Origin of the sequence: Actinomadura keratinilytica (assembly GCF_039539665.1) — a bacterium.
GTDB lineage: Bacteria > Actinomycetota > Actinomycetes > Streptosporangiales > Streptosporangiaceae > Spirillospora > Spirillospora keratinilytica.
Genome location: NZ_BAABDO010000012.1, coordinates 66117 through 90900, shown reverse-complemented (window position 1 = coordinate 90900; position 24784 = coordinate 66117). Strand labels below are relative to the sequence as shown.

The window sequence follows — 24784 nt, the reverse complement described above, 5'->3', positions numbered from 1 at the left end:
CGTGGGTTCGGAGGTGGCAATGGTGGACGACTGGCGGATCGACGGCTTCGACGAGGTACGGGAGCTGGGGCGCGGCGCCCAGGGGCGGGTGGTCCTGGCCAGGCACTCGGGCAGCGGCACTCCCGTGGCCATCAAGTACCTGTCCCGCAGCGCGGACGTGGAGCGCCTGCGCGAGGAGGCCGTCCTGTTGGGGCGGGTGTCCGACCCGCATGTGGCGCGCCTGTACCGCCTGGTGGAGAGCGTGCACGGCGCGGCGCTCGTCATGGAGGCCGTCAACGGGGTCTCCCTGAAGAGGGTGCTGGCGGAGCACGGCGCCCTCGGGCCGGAGGCGTCCTTGACCGTCCTCAAGGGGTCGCTGCTGGGTCTGGCCGCCGCCCACGCCGTGGGCGTGGTGCACCGCGACTACAAGCCCGCCAACGTGGTCGTCCAGGCCGACGGCCTGAGCAAGCTGATCGACTTCGGCATCGCCACGCTGGCGGGCGGGGGCGACCGTTCGGGGACGCCCGCGTACATGCCGCCGGAACAGTGGCTCGGCGAACCCGCGACCCCCGCCGCGGACGTGTACGCCGCCACGTGCGTCTTCTTCGAGTGCGTGACGGGCCGCCGCCCTTTCGAGGCCGCCGACCAGGCCGCGTTGCAGGCGATGCACCTGAACGCGGACGTCCCCGCGGAGGCCGTGCCCGAGCCGTTGCGGAACCTGGTCGCCCGGGGCATGGCCAAGGACCCCACGCAGCGTCCGTGGGGCGCGGCCGCCTTCGTGGCCGAACTCGAAGAAGCGGCGGTCGCCGCGTACGGCCCCGCCTGGGAGACGCGGGGCATCCGCGTCCTGGCCGGTACCGCGGTGGCTCTGGCCGCCCTCTTCCCCTTGGTGGCCGCCGGGCTCACGCCCGCCGCGTCCGTCACAGCGGGGGCCGCAGCCTCCGGCGCAGGCGCGGCCGGGGCCGCCGGGGCGTCGGGCGCAGGTGCGGCAGGGGCTTCGGGCGTGGCCGGCGCGTCGGGCGCCGCGGGAGCCTCGGGCGCCGCCGGGGCCGCGGGCGTGTCGGGCGCTTCGGGGACAGGAGGCGCCGGCCTCCTGGCGAGCACGGGCGCGAAGGTGGCGGCGGCCGTAGCGGGCACCGCCATCGCGGCGAGCGCGGGCGGCGTCGCCGTCTACGCGGGCATGGGCGACGATCCCGCCCCGCGTCCCACCCCGACCCGTGCGGTCGCGGCGACCGTCGCCGTCCAGAACCAGACGTTCACCGAGTCCGCGGTCACGGTGCGCAACGCCCGGTACGTCCAGATCTCCGGGCACCGCGACCCGGCGCTCCAGCAGAAGATCAACCAGGAGCTCCGCAAGCCGCTCGACCTGCTCATCAGCTATCTGCGCGCCCACTTCAACCCGTCCATGTGCGGCTCGCGGAAGACGTCGCTGAGCACCACCGTGGAGACGGGCATGCGCGGCCCCGCGCTGGTCTCCGTCGTCTATACGCCCACGATCGAGTACTGCCAGCCGGCCGACGGAACCCTGCCCGCCGGAGCCGTGACGGTCGATCTCAGGACGGGGCGCGTCCTCACCGCAAGGGACGTCTTCCTGCCCAGCACGCTGACGTCGTCCGGCCTGAAGACCCTGTGGTCCCGGCTGACCAGCAGCAACCCCACCAACTGGAAGCCCGGGGGCTGCCGCGGCTACGAACCCCCCAAGCCCGAGGAGTTCTACGCCAGGAAGCTCCCCGGCGAGGCCCCGGGAACCCTGCTCGCCGAGTACATCCCCTTCACCGCCTTCCCCACCCCCCAGCGTTTCGAGCTCAACTACTCCATCGGCGGCAGCGAATGCCCCCGCGACCGCCTCACCGCCCCCTACGCCAAGGTCCGCGACCTGCTGCAGCCCGAATTCCTCGCCCTGGTGGAAGGCACGACCCCCACCCCGAGCCGGACCTGATCGGGCCGGATCGACCAAGTGGTTCGCGGCATGACGCCAGGTGCGGCCCGTCGGCGACGTCGGCGTGACCGTCCAGACCCATGCGAGGTCCGACTCCATCCGGAAAGACTCGATCACGCAGCCCTCCGACGTCGCCGCGGCCGTCGCCCGCGGCGACGAAGAGGTCCAGGCCAAGCGGGCCTGCTGAAGCAGACTCACGAACAGCAGCGGAATCCGAGCGCAACATGTCACAATCTGCAAGTAAATGAATGCGATCTGTGGTGAATCTCGGAGGTCGGGTGTGCATCCGAGCTATCCCACTCGTCCGTTTGCCATATCCCCGCAGATAGTTGGATATGTCTTCCATGCCCGGCACACGTAAGAGAGAAGCAGCTCGCTCGCGCCAATAACCGGACACCCGCGGGTGTGCGCAATGCCGCCCCCTGGGCTCCGATCACGCGAGCACAACTCTGTGCATGCCGATGTCCGGCCGAGATCAGCCGCACTGCGAATACTCTCGCGACGCGATGGCCGGCTCGCGCCCGGACGGCCCCCCTTCTCGGACGCAGGCCGCTCCTTGGACTCTCCGGGACTTGGTGCCGTGGCAGCCGGGCCTCTCCGCGACGCCCTGAGCTGCGAAATCCCCCGGCTGCCTCCTGCCCTCGCGATGCGACGCCTGCTCAGATACACCCGGTTCTCGCTCAAACACCGACCGCTCGCCCGCAGCACCGGCAGCAGCCTTTCTCTCGGCGCCGTGGCGGTCGGGCCTCGCCGCGACGCCCTGAGCTGCGAAATCCCCCGGCTGCCTGCTGGTCTCGCGGCGCGACGGCCGCCCAGGCGCACCGGATCTCACGCAAGCGCCAATACTTGCCCACAGCGCCCGGCTTCTCCCGACGCGACCGCTTGACCCAGCACGCCCGAACGGCGACTCCTCCCCCTTCTCAGCGGTAGGCCGCCTTTCGCTTCTCCCGACCTTGATGCCGTGGCGATCGGCGCCCATCTCAGCGGCCCGAATGGCAAAAGCCCGAGTTGACTCCACTCGCGCAAGCGCCGACCGGTCGCCCGCAGCCCCGACGTCTCGCCTCTCTTCACCGAAATGTCCTGCTCGCTTACAACCGCATCAGGCCGACCGTCCGCAGCAACGCCGGGGTGAGTCTTTCTCGCGCGACGCGATTGCCGGCCCGTGCCGGGACGGTCCCCCTTCTCGGACGCAGGCCGCTCCTTGGACTCTCCGGGACTTGGTGCCGTGGCGGCCGGGCCTGGTGCGGCAGGACCCCCGGCCGCCCCACTGGTCCGCGATGCGACGGCCGGCCCAGGAGGCTCGTGAAGGCATGGTCGGGGCGTCGGCGGCGGGCTTGTCAGTGGGGTGGGTTCTGGGGCGGTCCCGCCAAGGTGTGCTCGCGTCCTGAAAGGTTGCGCTGTTCTCAATAAAGGCCAGGCGCTCTCTCGGCGGGGCAGGCGCATACTCTGGCGCACGGTGTGACCGGTCGGCTACATAGACTTCACCCGAATGCAGGTACGCACGGAATTTGCATGTTCACCGAAGAGAGCAGGGCACGGATCGTTGACGTGAGATAGGTGGATGCCGTCTCTTCAGCAGCAAGAATCGCGATCTTGTGATATTCGTGTGTGAGGCGTGGCGCGGTCGCGCTTTTCGCAAGGCTCGGCGCTCGTCGCGTCCCCGCAGACGCGCCGGCCGGTCGGAGGTGATGGCGCAGGGCCTTGGCGGTCCTCGGGTGCCGCCGCGCGTCCGGCGAGGCGAAATCGCGCCGAAGTCGGGTGGCCGGATCCGGTCAGAAGTATACGTTTCCGCGGTGTTCCTAATCTGTCGGGCGTAGAAGCTATGTCGGATATGGCGAGAGAAGTAACATCGCGCTGTTGAGCACCGAACAGCGGGAGTTGGGAGCGTCATGACGGAACGCGCGCAGGGGTCCGAGCTGCTGGCCACGTCCAAGATCGACACGAGCGTGCCGCATTCGGCGCGGATCTGGAACTACTGGCTCGGCGGCAAGGACAACTATCCCGTGGACCGGGAGGCCGGCGACCGGTACCGCGAGAAGGCGCCCGGCATCGTCGACATGGCCCGCGCGTCCCGGGTGTTCCTGACCCGCGCCGTCCGGTACGTGGCCGCGGAGGAGGGGGTGCGCCAGTTCCTCGACATCGGCACCGGGCTGCCGACCATGGACAACACCCACGAGGTGGCCCAGCGCGTCGCCCCCGACGCCAAGATCGTCTACGTGGACAACGACCCCCTGGTGCTGGTGCACGCCGAGGCGCTGCTCACCAACACCACCCCCGAGGGCGTCACCACCTACGTCGAGGCCGACCTGCACGACCCGGACACGATCATCGCCAAGGCCGGCAAGACGCTCGACTTCACCGAGCCGGTCGCGCTCATGCTCATGGGCATCCTCGGGCACATCCAGGACTGGGACGAGGCGAAGGCGATCACGCGGCGGCTGCTGGACGCCCTTCCATCGGGCAGTTTCTTCCTCCACTACGACAGCACCTACGTGGTCCAGGGGGAGGCGCTCCAGGAGGCGCAGCAGGAGTACGACGACACCGGCGCGGTGCCGTACGTGCTGCGCCACCCCGCCCAGCTCGCCGAGCTCTACGAGGGGCTCGAGCTCGTCGAGCCGGGCCAGGTGTCGTGCCTGAGGTGGCGGCCGGAGTCCACCGCGCTGGGCGAGCCGGAGGACGTCGACGTCTACGGGGCCGTGGCGCGGAAGCCCTGATCACAGCAGGCTGCGGCCGATGATCTCCTTCATGATCTCCGTGGTCCCGCCGAAGATCGTCTGAATGCGGACGTCCTGGTAGGCCTTGGCGATCGGGTATTCGGTCATGTAGCCGTAGCCGCCGTGCAGCTGGACGCACCGGTCGACGACGCGCTTGAGCAGTTCGGTGTTCCAGTACTTGAGCATCGCGGCCTCTTCGGCGCTCAGCTCGCCGCGCGACTCCTTGGCGATGCACTCGTCGGTGAACGCGCGGGTCACGGTCAGCTCGGTCTTCATCTCGGCGAGCGTGAAGCGGTTGTGCTGGAACCTGCCGATGGGCCGGCCGAACGCCTCGCGGGTGCGGCAGTAGTCGAGGGTCTGCTCGAACGCGGTCTCCGCCCCGGCCTGGGCGCTGACGCCGATGGACAGCCGCTCGCGGGCGAGGTTCTGCATGAGGTAGATGAAGCCCATGCCCTCCTCGCCGAGCAGGTTCTCCTTGGGCACGCGCACGTCGTTGAAGAACAGCTCGGCGGTGTCCTGGGCGTGCATGCCGACCTTCTCCAGGTTGCGGCCGCGTTCGAAGCCCTCCATGCCGCGCTCGACGACGAGCAGGCTGACGCCCTTGTGCCCGGCCGCCGGGTCGGTCTTGGCGACGACGATCACCAGGTCGGCGAGGATGCCGTTGGAGATGAAGGTCTTGGAGCCGTTCAGGACGTAGTGGTCGCCGTCGCGGACCGCGGTGGTGCGGATGCCCTGCAGGTCCGACCCGGCGGCGGGCTCGGTCATCGCGATCGCGGTGATGATCTCGCCGGAGCAGTAGCCGGGCAGCCAGCGCCGCTTCTGCTCCTCGTCGGCCAGGCGCAGCAGGTAGGCGCCGTTGATGTCGTTGTGCACGGCGAACCCGGGCCCGGACGCGCCGGCGCGGGCCAGCTCCTCGTTCAGCACGACGTAGTAGCGGTAGTCGGCGATGCCGCCGCCCCCGTACTCCTCGGGGACCTCGATGCCGAGCAGACCCTGCCGGCCGGCGGCCAGCCAGACCTCGCGGGAGACGATGCCGTCCCGCTCCCACTGCTCGTGGTGCGGGGTGATCTCCTTGGCGATGAAGGACCGCACCATGTCGCGGAACGCCTCGTGCTCCTCGGTGAAGATGTCACGCGCCATCCGTGTCCCCGGCTCCCTCGATAAGTATTTGCTGATACGACGTCAATGTAACACTAGGACTGTCACATAGGGGGAGGGGGTCCGGGCGGTGCACAACGAGGAGCTGACCGTCGACGAGCTGGCCGCGCGGGCCGGGCTCACGGTGCGGACCGTGCGGTTCTACGCCGGACGCGGGATGCTGCCGCCGCCCCGGCTGCGCGGGCGCACCGGCCTGTACGGGCCCGACCACCTGGCCCGGCTGGAGCTGATCCGGGAGCTGCAGTCGCTGGGGCTGACGCTGGCGGCGATCGAACGGCACCTGGCCCGCCTGCCCGACGACGCCTCCCCCGAGGATTTGGCGCTGCACCGGGCCCTGCTGTCGCCGTGGGCCCCGGAGGCCCCCGAGGAGATCGACCGGCACGAGCTCGACCGCCGCACCGGGCAGCGCCTGGACGACGCGGCGCTCGAACGGCTGCAGGCCCTCGGCATCGTCGAGCCCGCGGAGGACGGCCGCGTGCGCGTCGTCAGCCCGGCGCTGCTGGGCGTGGGCGCGGAGCTGGCCGGCCTCGCCATGCCCCTGGAGACGCTGCGGGCCACCCACGAGGCCGTCGAACGGCACACCCGGGCGCTGGCCGCGGAGCTGCAGCAGGTCTTCCAGGACACGCTCGTGCGCCCCTACCGCGAACGCGGCCGCCCGCCCGAAGAACGCCGGCGCCTGATCGAGCTGTCGGGCAGGCTCAAGCCCCTGGTGATCCAGTCGCTGGTCACCGCCTTCCGCCGCGCCGTCGACGACGCCATCCGGGGGAAGGTGACCGCGGCGGAGTGAGGAGCACCCGACCGGCCGGCCGGGGCCGTCAGGCGTCGCGCCACTCCTGGTTCTCGTAGTCGACGAGGCGGGGGTGGGCGAGGGTGTTGACGTCGACGTCGCGGTGGCGCAGGTCCTTGCCGAAGACGGCGGCGGCACGCAGCACGTCGGAGTCCAGGAACCGCAGCGGCGGGGCGGCGGAGGCGAGGGCCAGCGGCGGGCGGGCCGCGCCGGGGGCGGCCAGGACGAAGCCCCAGTCGCCGAAGCTGGGCACGTCCACGTGGTAGGGGACGGTGGCCAGCCCGGCGGCGCGGATGGACTTCTCGATGCACCAGAACGAGCGGGGCGCGAAGTACGGCGAGCCGGCCTGCACCACCATCCGCCCGCCCGGCGCCAGCACCCGTTCGACCAGCCCGTAGAACTCCACCGAGTACAGCTTGGCCGTGGACACGTCGTCGGGGTCCGGCATGTCCACGATCACCGCGTCGTACCGGCGGGACGCGCCGCGCAGCCAGGAGAAGGCGTCGGCCTCGACGGTGCGCACCCGCGGGTCGGCGAAGGCGTGCCCGTTGAGGTCGGCCAGGTCGCGGTAGGTGCGGGCCAGGCGGAGCATCTCCGGGTCCAGCTCGACGAGCGTCACCTCGCGCACGTCCCGGTAGCGCAGCACCTCGCGCAGCGCCAGGCCGTCGCCGCCGCCGAGCACCAGCACGCTGCCCCGGGCGCCCGCCAGCGCCGGATGCACCAGCGACTCGTGGTAGCGGTACTCGTCGACGGACGAGAACTGCAGGTCGCCGTTCAGGAACAGCCGCACGTCGCGGCGGCCCGACACCGCCGCCTTCCGGGTGATCACGATCTCCTGGTAGGGGGTGCGCTCGGCCAGCGCGATCGGGTCGCGGTACAGGGCCTGCCGCGCGGTCACCTCGAAGCCGTCCGCCAGGGCGTAGGTGGCGCCGAGGACGGCCAGCACGCCCGCCATGCCCGCCCACAGCCCGGCGCGCACGCCGCGTCCCAGCTGCCGCCGGAACAGCCACAGCACCACGGCGATGCCCGCGACCGCGTTGACCACGCCGACGACCAGGGCGCCCTTGATGTGCCCGAACACCGGCAGCAGCAGGAACGGGAAGGCCAGCCCGCCGACCAGCGCGCCCACGTAGTCCGCGGCGAACAGGTCGGCGACCGCGCTGCCCGCGTCCTGCCGGCGGATCCGCTGCAGCAGCGTCATCAGCAGCGGGATCTCCGCGCCGATCAGCGCGCCCACGACGAAGGCGACCACCACCAGCGCCGGGACGTACAGGTCCAGCCAGGCGAACGCGGCGTACAGCGCCAGCACCGACAGTCCGCCCGTCATCGCAAGGGCGGCCTCCACCAGCGCGAACGCGGTGACCGGGTGGCGCTGCAGGGGCTTGGCGGCCAGCGAGCCGACGCCCATCGCGAACACCATGACCGACAGCACGATCGACGCCTGGGTGACCGAGTTGCCCACCAGGTAGCTGCCGAGGGCGACGAGCGCCAGCTCGTACACCAGCCCGCACGCGGCGCAGGTGAACACGGCCGCCAGCACCAGGGCGCGCGCGGCCCGGGCGGGCAGCCGCAGCCCCCCGCCCTCGCCGGCGCCGTCGGCCCGGTCCGGTCGGCCGGCGGTCAGGAGACCGCCCCGGCCACGATCGCCGCGACGGCGAGGTCGGCGGCGGCCACCACCCAGCCCGCCGGGTGCACCCCCGCGCCGTCCACCAGCGTCGCGCCGAGCTTGCCGGGGGTGAGCAGGTCCAGCAGGTAGAACGCGACGACCATCAGCACGATGCCGAGCAGGCCGTAGACGGCGGTGTCGAGCAGGCCCTGGCCGAGGTCGTCGTCGCTGGTGACGATGGCGGTGGTGACGATCATGCCGACGCCGAGGAGCTTGACCGACAGCAGCAGCGCGGCGCCGCGGTTGCCCTCGGTCCAGATCTGGTGGCCGAGCCGCCCGGGGGTGGTGATCTCGACCACCAGGTAGCCCAGCGCCATCAGCGCGATGCCCAGCGCCCCGTAGGCGAGCGTGGCGCCGCCCTCGTGCAGGATGTCGTTCAACGGTTGCTCCTCACTTGCCCGACCCGGGGCCGCCGCCGCGGAAGGACGCTCTGCCACTGCTGGTCCAGCCGTTGCTGCCGGGGACGGACCAGTGGCTGCTGACGTGCCTGTAGTACCGGCCGTAGCCGGGCGTCGGGGCGTCGACGGTGATCCGGCTGCCCGTCCCGTCCGGCAGGACGCCGACGACGAGCTTGGGGTAGCGCAGGAAGACCCCGCCGTTCCGCCCCAGCGTGTCAAGGTCGTCCACCCGGTCGATGGCCTTGTACTTGGCGTTGATCTCGTGGGCGACGGTCCGCGGGGGCTTCGGCGAACGGTAGGTGTCGGTGGCCACCCGGGTGTACCGGTCGGCGATGAAGCCGCGCGGCCCGCCGTCCCCCACCAGTACCGCGATCAGCACGATGAGGGCGATGGCGGCCGCCGCCACCCCGCCGATCACCCAGTGCCTGCGGCTCACGATGTCCTCACCAGCCGACTGCGCGTCATGACGATCTCCCGGGTCTGCGGGTAGGCGTGCCAGGTGCGCCAGCCGATTCCGGCTCCGGGCGCACCGGTGTCGTCGAGCGCCAGCGCGGTGACCGCGTGGTCGGATCCCGGATAGGTTCCGGTCAGCGCGTCGGGGCGGCCGGCGAGCCGGTCGCGCAGCGCGTCCACGGCGCGGGCGAACGCGGCGGCGTCGCCGTGGGCGGCGGTGCGCGCGGCGAAGTCGTAGGACCATCCGGGCAGGGCGTCGCGGATCCGCGCGGGCAGCGGGCGGGCGCCGTCCGGCAGGTCGCAGGCCACGGTCTCGCTGAGCGGGCCCGCGATCACCTGGTGGGACGCGCCGAGCAGCCGCAGCTGCACGCGCAGGCCGGCGCGTTCCAGGGGCAGGACGGCCAGGGCGTCGCGCGGCGGCAGGCCGACCGCGAACATCAGCGCGTCGGCGCGGGTGTCGGCGTAGGGGGTGTGGAGCGTCGCGAGCACGGTCTCAGCTTCCCGGGTAGATGGTCAGCGCGCCGTTCGGCACCCGCTCGCCGGTGCCCATCTCCCACTCGGCGCCGCCGAAGCGCTCGAACGACAGGTAGCGGCCGCCGGGGGCGGTGTAGTCGGCGTACTCCACCCGGCCCCGGTCGCCGAGGCCCGTGGTGCCCTCGCCGGCGTACTCGGCGGTGCCGTGCTCCTCGCGGTGGTACTCCACGCCGTCGACGGTGAGCGTCCGGCGGTCGGGGCGCAGGCCGCCGGGGTCGCGGGCGGTCCACCAGACGACCTCCAGGTCCGGGTCCTCCTCGACGGAGATCCAGACTTTGGCGCCCTCGGCGGTGTCGGCGTCCAGCAGGTGCTCGCTCCAGGTGAACCCGCCCTCGCGCAGGCGCAGCGAGCCCCGCACGAAGTACCGGACGCCCAGGTACTCGACCATGTCGCCGGCCTTGAGGGCGCGCGGGTCGCCGCCCACCGCGTCGGCGGCGGCGAACGGGTCGCGCGGCGCGGCGGGCGCGGCGCCCGGTGCGGCGGGCCCCTGGCCGCGGCGGCGCAGCAGCAGGACCAGCAGCACGGCGATGACGACCAGGGCGGCGAGGATCAGGACGAGCAGGACCGCGACCGCTGCTCCGCCCATGCGGACCTCCACGCATTCGACTACGGCACCGGGATTGACCCGCGGATCCTATCGATAACGGTCACGCAGGAACATCGGCAGCATAGACGTCACCGCGGCCACATCGGTTTCAAGCGGAACGCAACACCTGTGTCGCGGCATGCGGCACCGGGCCACCCGTGCGGCGCAGGCGGGAGGCCGGGGCGGGCCGGAGGTCAGAGGCGGGAGACGGCGGCGGCGACGCGTTCGTCGGTCGCGGTGAAGGCGATGCGGACGTGCCGCGCCCCGCCCCGGCCGTAGAAGTCGCCGGGGCCGACGAGGATGCCGAGGTCGGCCAGGTAGCCGACGGTGTCCCAGCAGGGCTCGTCGCGGGTCGCCCACAGGTACAGCGACGCCTCGGAGTGGTCGATGCGGAAGCCGTGCCGCTCGAACGCCTCGCGCAGGGCGGCGCGGCGGCGGGCGTAGCGCTCGCGCTGGGCGTCCACGTGCGCGTCGTCGTCGAACGCGGCGGCCATCGCGGCCTGCACCGGCGCGGGGACGATCATCCCGGCGTGCTTGCGGACCTCCAGCAGCCGCTTGACCAGCACCGGGTCGCCGGTGACGATCCCGGCCCGGTAGCCGGCCATGTTGGAGCGCTTGGACAGCGAGTTGACCGCCAGCAGCCCCTCGTGCGAGCCCTCGCACACGTCCGGGTGCAGGATCGAGATCGGCCGCCGGTCGGGGTCGTCGTCCCAGCCGAACTCCAGGTAGCACTCGTCGCTGACCACGATCGCGCCGCGGCCGCGCGCCCAGGCCACCACCTTGCGCAGGTGCTCGGTGGGCAGCACCCGCCCGGTCGGGTTGGACGGGGAGTTCACCCAGACGATCTTCGGGTTGACCGGGCCGAGGGACAGCAGCCCGTCGGCGGGCACCGGTTCGGCCCGGGCCAGGCGGGCGCCCACGTCGTAGGTCGGGTAGGCCAGCTCGGGGAAGACGATCCGGTCGCCGGGGCCCGCGCCGAGCAGGGTCGGCAGCCACGCCACCAGCTCCTTGGTGCCGATGACCGGCAGCACCGCGTCGGGGTCGGCGCCGGTCACGCCGAGCCGCCGCCGCAGCCAGCCCGCGACGGCCTCGCGCAGCCGGGGCGTGCCGTAGGTCTGCGGGTAACCGGGGGCGTCGGCGGCCTCGGCCAGCGCCGCGCGCACGGGTTCGGGCGTGGGGTCCACGGGGGTGCCGACCGACAGGTCGACGAGCCCGCCGGGGTGCGCGGCGGCGCGCTCCCGGTAGGGCCGCAGTCGATCCCACGGGAAGTCCGGCAGCGTGAACACCACAGATGGCTCCGTTTCTGCGACTGGCGTTTGGGTCGGCCGGGTGTCGTCCCGGCGCGCCCCGGCGTCCGGGACGGCGGCGGGCGGGCGAGCGGTGTGCCCCGTCGACACGAAGGCCGTGGCCCCGAGGTCGGGGCCACGGCCTTGAGCGTACGCGACCGGTGCCGGTCCTGCGCGCAAGAGTCCTGCGCCCCCGGCCCCTGTCATCAGGGTTTCCGGGGGTTCGTCCCTGTACGGGTGCTCCGGGCCCCGGCGGCGGCGGACGGACGGCCGCCGTGCAGGGCGCCGTGCCCCGGTCGGCCGCACGGCGTCGGCAGGGGTCGTTACTCCTCGCCCTGCGGAGGCAGGGCGGCCACGATCGGGTGGTCCCTGTCGATCTTGCCCACCTTGGAGGCGCCGCCGGGCGAGCCGAGCTCGTCGAAGAACTCCACGTTGGCCTTGTAGAAGTCCTTCCACTGCTCGGGGGTGTCGTCCTCGTAGTAGATGGCCTCCACCGGGCAGACCGGCTCGCACGCACCGCAGTCGACGCACTCGTCGGGGTGAATGTAGAGCATTCGCTTCCCCTCGTAGATGCAGTCGACAGGGCACTCCTCGATGCAGGCCTTGTCGAGCACGTCCACGCAGGGCTGCGCGATGACGTAGGTCACGTCATTGACTCCTCTCGGATCCTTCGGCCCCGCCGTACGCCACGGCTCACCGCAAGCTCGCTGTGAATAGTATTGCCACCACGGCGTAGTCGATTCGACATGGGGGGCCTCACATGTCAGACCGTCGCGCCGCTCGGCCGCTGGTGTCGATCACACCGGCCGACGCGGGGCAGCGGATCTCGCTGCGCCGCCGGTTGCCCACCGGAGAGTACAGCGACGTGGTCGGCGTCCTGGAATCGTGGTCCGGTCGCCTGCTGCGGGTCCGCCGGCGGCACGGCGAGGTGGTCGAGGTCCCCGAGGACATCGTGGTGGCCGCCAAGGTCGTCCCGCCCGCGCCCCCGCCGCGCCGTCCCCGCGGCTGATCGTTTCCCCGCCGCGCGGGCCGCGACACGCCGGGGCGGGCCCGGGCCCGGCAAAACCTCGGTGAAGCGCCTTTGGGCTCAGCGCCCGGCGTACCGGTGGCCGGGCACAAGGGGGCGGCCGCCGAACAGCTCCGAGACGGTGACGAACGTGAAGCCGCGTTCCCGGAGCCCCTCCAGGACGCTCGGCACGGCGGCGACCGTGGGCCGGTGGATGTCGTGGAACAGCACGATGCCGCCCCGGCGGGGCTCGCGGACCCCGGCGGTGATGTTGCGCCGCACATCGCGGTGCAGCCAGTCGAGGGTGTCGACGCTCCACAGGATCAGGGGCATGTCCACGGCGTTCGCCACCCGCTCGTCGACGGCCCCGTACGGCGGGCGGAACAGCGCGGGAGCGACCCCCGTGACGTCCTGGACGGCCTGCTGCGTGCGCCGCACCTGGGCCCGCACCTCCCAGGTCGGCAGCGTCGTCAGGTCGGGGTGGGACCAGCTGTGGTTGCCCACCTCGTGCCCCTCCTCCACCATCCGCCGCACCAGGTCGCGGTGCCCGGCCACGTTCTGCCCGAGCAGGAAGAACGTGGCGTGCACGCGGGCGGCGCGCAGCCGGTCCAGCAGCAGGCCGGTGTAGGCGCCGGGCCCGTCGTCGAAGGTCAGCGCGACGCACTTGCGCACGGAGCAGTCGACGCGGGCGGGCGGCGGTGCGGGGGGCTCCTCATCCGGAGACGGCCCGGGCTCGTCCCGCTGCGGCACGAGGTGGTTTTCGTGCGCGGCGGGCGTCGTGGCCGGGTCGGGATCGGGCTCGGGCTCGGCGGAGGCGGAGGGCGACGGGTCGCCGGTGCGCTTGCCTGCGTCCCTCGCCCTGGTCGGTTCGGCGCGCTGCACCGCGGACTGGGCGCATCCGGCGGCGAGCACGAGCCCGAGCAGCGCGACGACCACACCGGCCCTGCCTCGCACCACGCCTCCCGGATCATCCCGCCCTGCCGCTGGGCGCTGCATACCCCCCGAGGGGCTCGGCACACCCCGACTTTCAGGCCCGAACCGGCCAGTCCGGGACCTCGGGCGGCAGATCGGTCGTGACCTTCATGGGGAACGCGGCGGCGCGCTTCTCCAGGAACGCCGTGACGCCCTCGCGGGCGTCGGCGGCGCCGCCCAGCGCGGCCATCAGCCGGGAGTCGGCGGCGTGCGCGTCCCAGGGGGACGGGGCCGACAGGCCCGACCACATCAGGCGGCGGATCGCGGCCACCGAGACGGCGGAGGTGTTGTCGCGGATCTCGGCGGCCAGCTCGTAGGCGGCGGGCAGCAGGTCCTCGGGGGCGACGACCCGCGACACCAGGCCGCCGCGCAGGGCCTCGTCGGCGTCGAACACCCGGCCCGTCACCGCCCACTCCATGGCCTGGGAGATGCCGACCAGGCGCGGCAGGAACCAGCTCGACGCGGCCTCGGTGACGATGCCGCGCCGGGCGAACACGAAGCCGAAGCGGGCGTTGCCGGCGGCCAGCCGCACGTCCATGGGCAGCGTCATGGTGACGCCGACGCCGACGGCCGCGCCGTTGAACGCGGCGATGACCGGCTTGAGGCAGCGCGCGACGCGCAGCGCGACCGTGCCGCCGCCGTCGCGGGGCGTGCCGTCCTCCAGCACGTCGTCCTCGCCCGCGAACATCTCCTGCGTCTTGCCGCGGTCGAAGGTGTCGCCGCCCGCCCCCAGGTCGGCTCCGGCGCAGAAGGCCCGGCCCGCCCCGGTCACCACGACCGCCCGCACCTCGTCGTCGGCGTCGACGCGGTCGAAGGCGTCGAGCATCTCGGTGCGCATGGTGTAGGTGTAGGCGTTCAGGCGTTCCGGCCGGTTGAGCGTGAGCGTGGCGATCCCGTCCCGCACCCGGTAGTCGATCTCGCTGTACGGCACCTTGCGACCCCTCTCCGGAGACGTTTTCGAACAGGATTCTAGAAAGCCGCCGGTGCGGCGCGGGCGCCGGGCGTCAGGAGCGGGCCGGGTCAGGAGCGGCCGGGTCAGGAGCGGCCGGGTCAGGAGCGGCCGGGTCAGGAGCGGGCCGAGGGGAACAGCCGCACGACGACCTCGCGCCGCCACTGGTCCACCGCGCCGGTGAAGCCGGCGGGCGGACCGGGCACCAGGTGGTCGCCGTCGGCCGTCAGGCGGAACGCCACATCCGGCGCAAGTTGCACGTCACCGGGAGGCGGCCCGCCGGCCGCGGCGACGCGTGCGGCCAGCGCCGCCAGGATGCGCGCCCACCCCCGCCCGAGATAGGGCGGCAGGCCGGCGGCGCGCAACTCGGGCAGCCCGCGCAAGGCCAGGCCTCGGGTGCGAAGCTCCAGGCCGTCGGGCTGTTCGGCGCCCACGACGCGCACCTCGCCCGACGTCACCGCGCGTTCGTCCATGCCCACGACCGTACGCCGCCCGGCGGTCGGCACGCGCCGTGGCCGGTCGCGTCGCGGTCCGTGAAGCAGGTCACTGTACGCCGTCCACGTGGTGGAACGCCACCCCGCAACTGGCGGTTTGTCGGATAAATTACGACGGTGCAATGGGCCGTCACGACGTACGACTCCGTCTTCGGGTACGTCTCCGCGCACGGCGCGCCTCTGGTCGATCTGCTCGACCCGCAGCCCGGTGAGCGGATCATCGACCTGGGCTGCGGCACGGGCGCGTTCACCGCGGAGATCGCCGAACGCGGAGCGGAGGTGCTGGGCATCGACGGCAACCCCGAGATGGTCGCCCAGGCCGCGGCGCTGAACCCGGGGCTGTCCTTCGTGGTCGGCGACGCCCACACCTTCACCGTCACCGAGCAGTACGACGCCGTCGCGTCCAACGCCGCCCTGCACTGGATGAACCGCGATCCGGACGCGGTGATCGCGCGGGTGCACGCGGCGCTGCGGCCCGGCGGCCGGTTCGTCGGCGAGCTGGGCGGGGCGGGCAACTGCGCCGAGCTGATCGCCGCGATGCAGACCGCCTGGCGGGTGTTCGGGCTCGGCGAGCCCGAGCTGCCCTGGTACTTCCCCAGCCCGGCCGAGTACGCCACCCGCCTGGAGGCGGGCGGCTTCACGCTGCGGCTGCTGGAGCACGCCGACCGCCCCACCCGCATGACCGAGGGGCCGGACGGCGCCGCCGACTGGGTCCGCACCTACGCCGCGGCCGCCCTCGCCGACGTACCGCCCGACCTGGTCGAACCGCTGCTGGCGCGGATCAACGAACTGGCCGCGCCCGCGCTGCGCCGCGAGTCCGGCTGGGTCGCCGACTACGTGCGGCTGCGCTTCGCCGCCGTCCGCAAGGCCTGACCCGGCGGCCGCCGCGTCCGGCTTCTAGCCTGGGGGCATGCTGCGGCTCTACGACCATCGCACCGGACGGTCCGGGGACCTGGCGCGCGGCCCGCTGCGGATCCACGTCACGGCCGGGGCCGACCGGGCGCTGATCATCGCCGATCTGCTGCGGCGGGTCGCCGAGCGCACCGGGCGCCGCCCGGCCGTGGTGACCCGCGCCGAGGGCGTCGAGCCGTCCGCGCACGCCTTCGCCGACCTGCGCCTGCCGGACTTTCCCGTGGCCGGCGCCCCGGCCGCGGACGGGGCGGTGTTCGTCGGCCCCTCCCCCGGGCCGGGGCTCTCCCTGCTCGTCCCGGACGCCGCGCCCGCGGGCGGGGACGCCCTGAGCCTCCGGCTGGCGGTGCTGCGCGTCCACTACCGCGAGCCGGCCGATCTGGAGGCCCTGAGCGAGCGGGCGGAGGCGGACCTGTCGCGCTGGCGGGCGCTGGTGGCCGAATGGGCCCGCTCCCCGGGCCGTCCCATGGACCGCGCGTACGCGACGCGGGCGCAGGAGGCCCTCGCCGACGACCTCGACAGCCCGACCGCCCTGGCGACGCTCGACCGGCTGGCCGAGGACCCGGACGTGGCCCCCGGCGCCAAACTGGAGACCTTCATCCATCTGGACCTGCTGCTCGGCCTGGACCTGGTCGCCCGGATCGGCTGGGCCTGACGCCGGCTCAGCCGGGCGGCGGCGGGGCGTCCCGCACCTCCGCCAGGACGCCCTCCGCGACCAGTTCCCCCAGCGGCCGCCGGAACACGTACGCCTTCCCTCCGCCGGGCTGGTCGAACCAGGGGATGGCGACACCCGACAACACCCGCACCGGCCGCTCGACCCGGTACAGGCGGTACGGGCGGTTGGCCCAGTCCGGCGGCAGCGACCGCTGCCCGAACGGAATCCGCGCCGTGTAGGCGACGTTGCCGTCGGCCTCTCCGAACCGGTCCACGGTGTCGCCCACCTGCAGCTCGATCTCCAGCATGTCGCGGAACAGGCTCAGCGGCGGCTCCCCCTCCAACGGTTCGTACGGCTGCTCCACCATGGTGGGCGGCGCCTCGGCAGCCGTCGGCGGCACCGCCTGCGGGGCAGGCACATCGACCTGCGTGGCAGGAACGTCAACAGACGGGGCAGGGACACCCCCCTGCGGGGCGGACACGTCGGCAGGCGGATTCGGGACACCGGCCTGTGAGGCCGGGACATTGGCAGGCGGAGCCGAGACATCAGCCTGCGCGGCGGGCACGTCAGTAGGCGGGGTCAAGGCGTCGGCAGGCGGGGCGGGCACACCAGCCTGCGGGGCAGAAGCACCAGCAGGCGGGGCCGAGACATCGGCCTCCGGGGCAGGCGCATCGGCAGACGGGGCAGGGACACCAGCCCGAGGGCCCGCCACATCGGCAGGCGGAACCGGAACACCAGCCTGCGGGGCCGGGGCGCCGGTGGGCGGGCGCGGAATATCGGTCTGCGGGGCTGACACGTCGATGGGCGAGGCAGGGGCATCAGCCGGCGGAGCCGGGGAACCAGTGGGCGGGGCCGCAACACCGGCCTGCGGGTCAGGCACATCGACGGGTCGAGCTGGAACACCGGCCTGCGGGGCGGGCACATCGGCGTGCGGGGGCGGGTCGGCGACACCGGCCTGCGGGCCAGACACGTCAACGGGCGAGGCAGGGACGCCGGCAGGTGGTGCCAGGGCATCGGCCTGCGGGCCGGACACGTCGGCGGGCGGAGCCGGGACGCCGGCCTGCGGGAGAGAGTCCTCAGCCTGCGGGGCAGACGTGTCGGCGGGCGGGGCAGAGGCGTTGCTGGGCCGGGGCATGGGGACCGTCCGCGAGTCGGGGGTGTCCTGCTGCTGGGGCACGAGCAGCAGGGCGCCCAGCAGGTGCGCGGCGGCCTGTCGGCCGGAGTCGAAGACGGCCTCGTCGCGGCGCTCGCCGTCCTCGTACCGGAACACCGCCCAGCGCAGCCCGTCCCGCACCAGGCACCAGGCGCCCTCGGCCGTCGCCTCCAGCCGGTAGGAACCGGGGTCCACGCCGAGCTCCTCAAGCCGCCGCCGCACCCGGGCGACCCACACCTCACCAGGGGGGCGGAGCTCGAACGTCCGCCACCGGTAGCCTCCGTCGGTCTCCTCCCCAGCGGCTTCTTCCGCCGCCTGGGCGGGCACGGCTTCGGGAGCGGGGTCCGGGGCGCTTGTCGCCTCTGGTGCCGGGGCCGCTCCAGGGGAAGCGGGGTCCGCAGCAGCGGGCGGCGGCGCGGCGGGCTCCGGGGCGGAGGGCGCGGGGGCGGGCTTGCCGGACAGGGCGGCGGTGGCGGCCTGCAGGGTGGGTTCGTCCACCTCGGGGACGCGGAAGCCCCGGGCGCGGATGTGGGCGACGAGGTCGGGTTCGGGCGGGAGACCGTGCTCGCGCAGGTAGTAGCCGACGGCACCGGCCCAGATCCAGGTGCCGTCGGTGTGGAAGGTCAGCGGTACGCGGTCACCGCGTTCGGGGGCGAGCTGGTCGGGGGCGTAGGAGCGGGCGGCCCGCACCAGCGGCGCGTTGTGCAGGTACTCGGCGAGGCGTTCGGCCTCGTCGGGGGCCACGGGGGGACGGGACACCGAGGGCCGGGCGCCGTCCGATCCGGCGTGGTCGAAGACTCGGGCCTTGCGGAACGTGCGCGTCGCGGCGCCGCCCAGGCGGCGGCTCATCCAGTCGGGCGCCTGCTCCATGGGGAAGCGCTGCAGTTCCCGGCGGACGTCGTCGGCGCTGGGCTCGGTGTTCCAGGCGGGTTCCGCGTCGCGCTGGTAGGTCCCGTCGACGATCACCCTGCCGTTGTCCAAGCGCACCTGGAACTCGAAACGCGACCAGACGCCGCCCTCGAACGCGTACATGCCCGCGCGCAGCCGGTCCAGCAGCGCCCCGGCGGCGGCGGGCGGCGTCCATGGGCGCGTGGTCCCGTCGTCGGAGAACACCGTCACCGGCGGGAACTCGACGTGGTCCCCCACCGCCTGGTAGTAGCCGTGCAGCCGACGCCACAGCGCCGGGGCGTGGTCGGCCAGCAGCATGGCCAGGTCGTGCGTCATCAACTGCATCTGCTGGACGGGGTTGAGCGGCTCGGGGTCGGGGTCGGGGCGGTACTCGGGTCCGCGTCCCTCCAGGCGCGCCGCCAGCCAGGCGGGCGTGTGCTCGGGGGCGCGCGGCATGACGACCTGGTCGCGCTGGTAGCACTCCGCGGGGATCGGCGGGGCCCACAGGGGGTCGAAGTCCCAGTTGTAGAGCCGTTCCACGACGCCGGGCTCGATCAGGAACAGCGCGGAGAACCAGGTGCCGCGTCCGGGTTCGTAGTGCGCGCGGCGCAGCTCCATCAGCAGGTCGGTGAGCTGGGACGGCACGCCCTCGGACGGGACGGCCGTGCCGTCGGCGGCGAGGACGGTGGCGGTGACCTCGCTGACCGCCACGGTGGCCGCGCAGCGAAGGTCGATGCGGCGCCATCCGGGCGGCGCCGTCCGCTGGACGAGCTCGACGATCCGGCCTTCCAGCTCGGCCACTCGGTCACCCGACACGGACATATCCCCTCATCGTCTACCGTTGCACGACTTCGGGCAGGGTATCGGGCCGCACCCACAGCGACGTCCGGGTAAAGGCGTTGCCCGGGGACGGTCATCTGCCGGATGCTCGGGGCCATGCGGATCGAGCAGTTGATCGAACTGGAGCGACGCGGCGAGCTTCCGGAGTTCGTGTTGTTCTGGGGCGGCACGAAGCCCAAGGGGTGTCTCAGCCAGTGGTATCCGTCGCCCTTCACGCTCGACGGCGTCACCTACGCCACGGCCGAGCACTACATGATGGCCGAGAAGGCGCGCCTGTTCGGTGACGGCGAGGCGGTCGAACGGATCCTCGCCGACCCCGACCCCGGGCGGGCCAAGGCGCTGGGGCGCCGCGTCAGGAACTTCGACGAGGACACCTGGGCCAAGCACCGGTACGACATCGTCGTGACGGGCAACAAGGCCAAGTTCGGCACCCACGAGCGGCTTCGCGACTTCCTGCTGGGGACGACGGGCAAGGTGCTGGTGGAGGCCAGCCCGGAGGACGCCATCTGGGGCATCGGGCTGAGCGAGCAGCAGCCCGAGGCGCGGCGGCCGTCCCAGTGGCGGGGGACCAACCTGCTTGGTTTCGCTTTGATGGAGGTACGCGAATATCTGCGAGAGCACCCGGCCTAAGGCAATACGGTCGGGTGCCGTGTCGAGCGAAGCCGTCTCCGCCCCCGAGCCCACCGTCGCCCCTCCCCCGCCGCGTCGCCGGCGCAGGGGGCGCGTCCTGCTGATCGCGCTGCTGGCCGTCGTCGTCGTGCTGGGCCTGGGGACGGGCGGGGTCGGCTGGTACTTCTCCGGTGTCGCCACCGAGGTGTCGCACGAGTGGGAGTACCCGCTGACGGTGCTGGACGTGGGGGACGGCACCGTGACGCTCCCCCGCGACGAGGCCACGGTGCGGCCGGGCACATGGGCGCTGGCGTGGAAGGGCGGGCGTGCCCTTCTGGGCCCGGTGGTAAAGCAGGACGAGCGCAGCGTCGTGCGCAACGTGGCGGAGGTTCCCCAGGGCACGCTCACCAAGGGCCTGGCCGTCCACCTCGACCATTGGGTGTACGCGGGGGATCCCCGGCGCGCCCTGGGCCTGGAGTTCCGCGACGTCACCTATCCCACGCAGGTGGGGGCGATGCCCGCGTGGTTCCTGCCCGGTACGACGAACCGGACGACGTGGGTCATCGCGGTGCACGGACGCAACGCCGACAGGGCCGAGACGTTCCGGGCCATGCCCGCGGTGCACCGCCTGGGCCTGCCCATGCTGTCCATCGCCTACCGCAACGACGTGGGGGCGCCCCGCTCACCGGACCACCGCAACCACCTGGGCGACACCGAGTGGCGCGACGTGGCCTCCGCCGTGGCGTACGCCCGGTCGCAGGGCGCCACGGGTGTGGTCCTGTACGGGTGGTCGATGGGCGGGGCGATGGTGATGACCGCCCTGCGCCACTCCGACGACCCGGGGTTCGTCCGCGGCGTGGTGCTCGACTCCCCGGTGATGGACTGGAACGCCACCCTCGACAAGCAGGGCGCCGCCCGCAACCTGCCCGGGTTCGTCACGGCCGCGGCCAAGCGCATCCTGCAGTGGCGTACCGGCATCGATTTGGAGGACTACGACCAACGCCGGTACGCCCCCGACCTGAAGACCCCGACACTGCTGTTCACCACGGACGCCGACGCCACGGTGGACAACGCGCCGTCACTGGCCTTCGCCGAGCGCGCGCCCCGGGGAATGGTCACGCACGTCCGAGCCCAGGGTGACCACACCGAGGCGTGGAACGTGGACCCGGCCGCCTACGAGCGCGCGCTGCACGCCTTCGTTACCGGCCTCAAGCCGTGAGCAGACGCGCCGCCTCCCCCAGCAGTTCGATCTGACGCAGCGGGTCCCCTGCGAACGGCAGGCCGATGATGCGGTGCGCCCCCGCTTCCGCCAGCGCGGCCAGGCGCTCGGCGGCCTGTTCGGGGCTTCCCACGGCCAGCGCGTTGCGCGCGGCCTCTTCCGGCATGCCGTACTGCATCAGCCCCTGCACCTGGGCGTCGACCACGGACGCGGGCAGGCCTCCCAGGCCGATGCTGATACTGGCGGTCAGCTTCGGTGCCGGGCGGCCCTGTTCGGCGGCCAGTTCCGCCAGCCGCGCCCCCGCGTCCTTGAGGGCGCTCGGCGTGGGGAACCCCGCGTACCACTCGCCGCCGAACCGCAGGATTCGGCGTATCGTCGCCTTGCCGAACCCGCCGCCGATGAGCAGCGGCGGCATGGGCGCGCCCGGCTCCAGCGTGACCTGTTCTCCGTTGACGGTCGCGGGCTTGCCCTCGACCAGGTCCGGCAGGACCTCCAGTGCCGCGTCGGTGCGCTTGCCGCGTTCGGCGTAGGGGACGCCGACGGCCTTCCATGCCGCGTCACCGTGCACGGCCCCGCCGGTGCCGACGCCCAGCAGCACCCGCCCGCCCGACAGGTGCTGCAGGCTCGCGACCTGCTTGGCCGCCCATGCGACGGGACGCAGCGCCAGCACCATCACGCCGAAGCCGAGCTTGATGCGCTCGGTGGCGGCCGCGGCCGCGGCCAGCCGCAGCGTGCTGTCGAGGAACGGCTTGGCCGCGATCAGGTGGTCCCCCGACCACAGCGACTCCAGTCCGACCTCCTCGGCGCGCCGGGCCTGCGGGACGACCGCCGCGGCGTCCCGCGGGTTCGCCGACGACAGTCCGACGCCCACCTTGAGCTGTTCCATCACCGCACCTCCAGCAGAGTCTTGCCGACGGTCGCGCGCGCCTCGATGGCCGCGTGCGCGTCGGCGGCACGTTCGAGCGGGAACCGCTGGCCGATCAACGGACGCAGCCGCCCGGCGGCGGCCTCGGCGAGCGCGCTCTCGGTGCTCTCGCGCAGCAGCTCGGGCGTCACCTCCGGCTTGACCAGCGTCACACCGCGCTCGGCCGCCTCCTCCTCGGACACGCCGGCCCACTCGCCGCTGGCCAGGCCGTAGCTGACCATGCGTCCCCCCGGGCGCAGCAGCCGGAACGCGGCGCGCCCCACGGCGCCGCCGACGCCGTCGAAGACGACGTCCACCCCGTCGACGCCCCCGGTCCAATCCGGCTCCAGGTAGTCGACGGTCTCGTCGGCGCCCAGCTCCCGTGCCACCTCCAACTTGCGCGGACCGCCCGCCGCCGCGACGACCGTCGCCCCGGCCGCCTTGGCGAGCTGCACCAGCAGCGACCCGACGCCTCCCGCGGCCGCCTCCACCAGCACGCGCTCCCCCGCACGCGGCGCGGCGGCCCGCAGCTGCAACGTGGCGGTACGCCCGTCGGCCAGCAGCGCGACCGCCGCGTCCAACTCCAGCGCGTCGGGCACCAGGTACAGGCCCGCCGCGTCCACGGCGGCCCGCTCGGCGTAGCCGCCCGAACCACCGGTGGCGGTCACCACCCGCTTGCCCACCAGCCCCGGGTCCACACCGTCGCCCACCGCCGACACGACACCGCCGACACCGTTGCCGGGGATCATCGGCAGCTGCGCCTTGAACGGCCCGTTGCCGGTCGCGCGGAACTGCGTCTCCACAAAGGTGATGTTGGCGAACGCCACGTCGACGACCGCCTGCCCCGGCCCCGCCGCGGGATCCGGCGCGTCACCGGCGACGAGCACCTCGGGCCCGCCGAACTCCTTCAACCACACCGCTCGCACAGTCGGCCCCTTCACTTCGGGAACATCGTCCCGACGAGGGTGCAACCTCAAGTGCGCTGCAGGTCAACTCAGGAGATGTCGCGGCGGACCGTGGTGACCATCGCGATCACCGCGAACACCAGCCCGTAGGCGACCAGCACCAGCGTGCCGCCCCAGGCGGGCAGCGTGTCCAACTCGCCCATGCCGCCGAAGCCGCCGGTCGTCCGCGTGATCGCGCGCACCGCCCCGGCGGGGAGCCACTGCCCCACCTGCGGCAGCGCGACCGTCAGGATCGCCTCCACGAGCTGCACCCAGCCGACCGCCACCAGGATCGCCGCGATCTGGTTGCGGATCAGCGCGCCCAGCCCCAGCCCGACGAGCGCGTACAGGCCCATGGCCAGCACCGTCCCGCCGAGGATCGTCGGCACGTCGTTGTCGAGCAGCGAGGTCGAGCCGCCCCGGATCGCCAGCGCGGGCAGCGCCACCGCCACCGTCGCCAGCACCGTCGCCAGCCCGAAGGCCAGCCCGAACAGGAAGTAGGACACCAGCTTGGCCGCCAGCACCCGGCCCCGCCGCGGCGTGACCAGGAACGCCTGGGTGATCGTCCCGTGCCGGTACTCGCCGGTGATGCCGATGATGCCGAGGATCATCATGAACAGCACGCCGCCGCTGGCGTTGGCGTAGAAGGCGCGCACGGTGTCGGGGTCGGTGACCGGCGGCAGCGCCTCGCGCCCGTCGATCTCGACGCCCGCCAGCGCGATGTAGAACGCCAGCCCCATCAACGCGAACCCCACGCTGAGGCCGAGCATGCCCAGCCACATCCGGGTGGACCGGATCTTCAGCAGCTCCGCCTGGATCAGCCGGATCATCCCGCCTCCCCCATCTCCGCCCGGGTCAGCTCCAGGAAGACGTGCTCCAGCCCGGACCGCTCCTCCACCAGCTCCGTCAGCACCGCCCCGGCGTCCAGCGCCGCGCGCCCGACCTGTTCGGCGTCCACCCCGCTCACCCAGAGCCGGTCGTCCTCGAACCGGACGGCGGCGCCCGCCTCCTCCAGCGCCCGCCGCAGCTGCTCCGGCTGCCGCGTGCCCACCTTCAGCTCGCCGCCGCGGACCAGCTCGGCCAGCGGCGCGTCGCGCAGCACCCGGCCCCGCGCGACGATCACCACGTGGTCGGCGACCTGCTCCACCTCGGCCAGCACATGGCTCGACACCAGGACGGTGCAGCCGATGTCGGCCAGGTGCCTGAGGAAGTCGCGCAGCCAGCGGATCCCGGCGGGGTCGAGACCGTTGGCGGGCTCGTCCAGAATCAGCACGCGCGGCTCGCCCAGGGTCGCCTCCGCCAGCGCCAGCCGCTGCCGCATGCCGAGTGAGAACCCCAGCACCCTGCGGTCGGCCGCCTCCTTGAGCCCGGTCGCCTCCAGGGCTTCGTCCGCCCGCCGCGTCGGCAGTCCCGCCGCCGTGCACGCGATCCTCAGATGGTCGCGTGCGCTGCGCCCCGGGTTGAACCCGGTGGCCTCCAGCGCCGCCCCCACCTCCACCACGGGACGTTCCAGGTCGACGTACCTGCGCCCGTTGATGAGCGCCTGCCCGGACGTGGGCGTCACCAGCCCGAGCATCATCCGGAGCGTCGTCGTCTTCCCCGCCCCGTTCGGTCCGAGAAAACCCGTCACCTCCCCCGGCCGGGCCGAAAAGCTCACCCCGTCCACGGCCCGGACCGTTCCGAACGTCTTGGTCAGTTCCTCTACCACGATCACGGACACATCGTGCCAGTCGCGTCAATCC

The 24784-nt window shown here is 73.2% G+C and carries 25 protein-coding genes; 9 read left to right on the top strand and 16 right to left on the bottom strand.

The window, feature by feature from the left end; translation table 11 throughout:
• Positions 1-19: 19 nt before the first annotated feature.
• The 3 genes from ABD879_RS06810 to ABD879_RS06800 all read left to right on the top strand — a co-directional run bounded on the left by ABD879_RS06810 (position 20) and on the right by ABD879_RS06800 (position 4632).
• The gene (locus tag ABD879_RS06810; RefSeq protein WP_345018531.1) at positions 20-1918 is read left to right on the top strand and encodes a serine/threonine-protein kinase; all 1899 of its coding nucleotides are present in this window, start codon (positions 20-22) and stop codon (positions 1916-1918) included.
• Positions 1919-1958: 40 nt separating this feature from the next.
• On the top strand, positions 1959-2105 hold the full coding sequence (locus ABD879_RS06805) for a hypothetical protein (RefSeq protein WP_345018530.1): 147 nt from the start codon (positions 1959-1961) through the stop codon (positions 2103-2105).
• 1702 nt (positions 2106-3807) lie between these two features.
• Positions 3808-4632: an SAM-dependent methyltransferase gene (locus ABD879_RS06800; protein WP_345018529.1), complete on the top strand. Its 825-nt coding sequence runs from the start codon at positions 3808-3810 to the stop codon at positions 4630-4632.
• Here the strand turns inward: ABD879_RS06800 and ABD879_RS06795 are convergent, their stop codons facing one another.
• Positions 4633-5772, bottom strand: coding sequence for an acyl-CoA dehydrogenase family protein (locus ABD879_RS06795; RefSeq protein WP_345018527.1), 1140 nt, complete (start codon positions 5770-5772; stop codon positions 4633-4635).
• 88 nt (positions 5773-5860) lie between these two features.
• Between ABD879_RS06795 and ABD879_RS06790 the strand changes: the two genes are divergently transcribed.
• A complete protein-coding gene (locus ABD879_RS06790) occupies positions 5861-6577 on the top strand; it encodes a MerR family transcriptional regulator (RefSeq protein ID WP_345018525.1) in 717 nt (238 codons plus the stop codon).
• Between the two features lie 28 nt (positions 6578-6605).
• Here the strand turns inward: ABD879_RS06790 and ABD879_RS06785 are convergent, their stop codons facing one another.
• The 7 genes from ABD879_RS06785 to fdxA all read right to left on the bottom strand — a co-directional run bounded on the left by ABD879_RS06785 (position 6606) and on the right by fdxA (position 12147).
• Positions 6606-8114 carry a polyamine aminopropyltransferase gene (locus tag ABD879_RS06785; RefSeq protein ID WP_425549621.1) on the bottom strand — a complete coding sequence of 503 codons (1509 nt, stop codon included), beginning with the start codon at positions 8112-8114 and terminating at the stop codon, positions 6606-6608.
• An 83-nt stretch (positions 8115-8197) separates the two neighbouring features.
• Positions 8198-8623 (bottom strand): DUF350 domain-containing protein, encoded by a 426-nt coding sequence (locus ABD879_RS06780; RefSeq protein ID WP_345018523.1) that lies wholly within the window; start codon positions 8621-8623, stop codon positions 8198-8200.
• Between the two features lie 10 nt (positions 8624-8633).
• Entirely contained in the window at positions 8634-9077 is a 444-nt protein-coding gene (locus ABD879_RS06775; protein WP_345018521.1) for a DUF4247 domain-containing protein, read from the bottom strand.
• Entirely contained in the window at positions 9074-9583 is a 510-nt protein-coding gene (locus ABD879_RS06770; protein WP_345018519.1) for a DUF2617 family protein, read from the bottom strand. Before ABD879_RS06770 ends, ABD879_RS06775 begins: the two co-directional genes overlap by 4 nt.
• A gap of 4 nt (positions 9584-9587) precedes the next feature.
• A complete protein-coding gene (locus tag ABD879_RS06765) occupies positions 9588-10214 on the bottom strand; it encodes a DUF4178 domain-containing protein (RefSeq protein WP_345018517.1) in 627 nt (208 codons plus the stop codon).
• A 194-nt stretch (positions 10215-10408) separates the two neighbouring features.
• Positions 10409-11500, bottom strand: a complete 1092-nt coding sequence (gene dapC / locus ABD879_RS06760; RefSeq protein ID WP_345018556.1) for a succinyldiaminopimelate transaminase — start codon at positions 11498-11500, stop codon at positions 10409-10411.
• Between the two features lie 323 nt (positions 11501-11823).
• Complete coding sequence (gene fdxA / locus ABD879_RS06755; RefSeq protein ID WP_344944426.1) at positions 11824-12147, bottom strand: ferredoxin; 324 nt, start codon at positions 12145-12147, stop codon at positions 11824-11826.
• Between the two features lie 113 nt (positions 12148-12260).
• On the opposite strand from fdxA, the gene ABD879_RS06750 reads away from it, so the two are divergent.
• Positions 12261-12509: a putative acetyltransferase gene (locus ABD879_RS06750; RefSeq protein ID WP_285491894.1), complete on the top strand. Its 249-nt coding sequence runs from the start codon at positions 12261-12263 to the stop codon at positions 12507-12509.
• A 78-nt stretch (positions 12510-12587) separates the two neighbouring features.
• Here the strand turns inward: ABD879_RS06750 and ABD879_RS06745 are convergent, their stop codons facing one another.
• From ABD879_RS06745 to ABD879_RS06735, 3 genes are all read right to left on the bottom strand, one after another.
• Positions 12588-13463 carry a polysaccharide deacetylase family protein gene (locus ABD879_RS06745; protein ID WP_345018515.1) on the bottom strand — a complete coding sequence of 292 codons (876 nt, stop codon included), beginning with the start codon at positions 13461-13463 and terminating at the stop codon, positions 12588-12590.
• Positions 13464-13533: 70 nt separating this feature from the next.
• Entirely contained in the window at positions 13534-14409 is an 876-nt protein-coding gene (locus ABD879_RS06740; RefSeq protein ID WP_345018513.1) for a crotonase/enoyl-CoA hydratase family protein, read from the bottom strand.
• Between the two features lie 134 nt (positions 14410-14543).
• Positions 14544-14900, bottom strand: coding sequence for a hypothetical protein (locus ABD879_RS06735; protein ID WP_345018511.1), 357 nt, complete (start codon positions 14898-14900; stop codon positions 14544-14546).
• A gap of 138 nt (positions 14901-15038) precedes the next feature.
• Between ABD879_RS06735 and ABD879_RS06730 the strand changes: the two genes are divergently transcribed.
• Positions 15039-15794: a class I SAM-dependent methyltransferase gene (locus ABD879_RS06730; RefSeq protein WP_345018509.1), complete on the top strand. Its 756-nt coding sequence runs from the start codon at positions 15039-15041 to the stop codon at positions 15792-15794.
• 37 nt (positions 15795-15831) lie between these two features.
• Positions 15832-16485, top strand: a complete 654-nt coding sequence (locus ABD879_RS06725; RefSeq protein ID WP_345018507.1) for a hypothetical protein — start codon at positions 15832-15834, stop codon at positions 16483-16485.
• A gap of 7 nt (positions 16486-16492) precedes the next feature.
• Here ABD879_RS06725 and ABD879_RS06720 read toward each other — a convergent pair whose 3' ends face one another.
• Complete coding sequence (locus ABD879_RS06720; RefSeq protein WP_345018505.1) at positions 16493-19342, bottom strand: TNT domain-containing protein; 2850 nt, start codon at positions 19340-19342, stop codon at positions 16493-16495.
• 120 nt (positions 19343-19462) lie between these two features.
• Between ABD879_RS06720 and ybiA the strand changes: the two genes are divergently transcribed.
• Complete coding sequence (gene ybiA, locus ABD879_RS06715; protein ID WP_345018503.1) at positions 19463-19996, top strand: riboflavin biosynthesis intermediates N-glycosidase; 534 nt, start codon at positions 19463-19465, stop codon at positions 19994-19996.
• A 19-nt stretch (positions 19997-20015) separates the two neighbouring features.
• The gene (locus ABD879_RS06710) at positions 20016-21194 is read left to right on the top strand and encodes an alpha/beta hydrolase family protein (RefSeq protein WP_345018501.1); all 1179 of its coding nucleotides are present in this window, start codon (positions 20016-20018) and stop codon (positions 21192-21194) included.
• On the opposite strand, the gene ABD879_RS06705 is transcribed toward ABD879_RS06710, so the two are convergent.
• The 4 genes from ABD879_RS06705 to ABD879_RS06690 all read right to left on the bottom strand — a co-directional run bounded on the left by ABD879_RS06705 (position 21184) and on the right by ABD879_RS06690 (position 24756).
• The gene (locus ABD879_RS06705) at positions 21184-22080 is read right to left on the bottom strand and encodes an LLM class flavin-dependent oxidoreductase (RefSeq protein ID WP_345018499.1); all 897 of its coding nucleotides are present in this window, start codon (positions 22078-22080) and stop codon (positions 21184-21186) included. The two genes, ABD879_RS06710 and ABD879_RS06705, sit on opposite strands and share 11 nt — an antisense overlap.
• Entirely contained in the window at positions 22080-23024 is a 945-nt protein-coding gene (locus tag ABD879_RS06700; protein ID WP_345018497.1) for a zinc-binding dehydrogenase, read from the bottom strand. The genes ABD879_RS06705 and ABD879_RS06700 overlap by 1 nt, the downstream gene beginning before the upstream one ends.
• Positions 23025-23092: 68 nt before the next feature.
• Positions 23093-23872 (bottom strand): ABC transporter permease, encoded by a 780-nt coding sequence (locus ABD879_RS06695; RefSeq protein WP_345018495.1) that lies wholly within the window; start codon positions 23870-23872, stop codon positions 23093-23095.
• Positions 23869-24756 carry an ABC transporter ATP-binding protein gene (locus ABD879_RS06690; protein ID WP_345018493.1) on the bottom strand — a complete coding sequence of 296 codons (888 nt, stop codon included), beginning with the start codon at positions 24754-24756 and terminating at the stop codon, positions 23869-23871. The genes ABD879_RS06695 and ABD879_RS06690 overlap by 4 nt, the downstream gene beginning before the upstream one ends.
• Between the last annotated feature and the right edge of the window lie 28 nt (positions 24757-24784).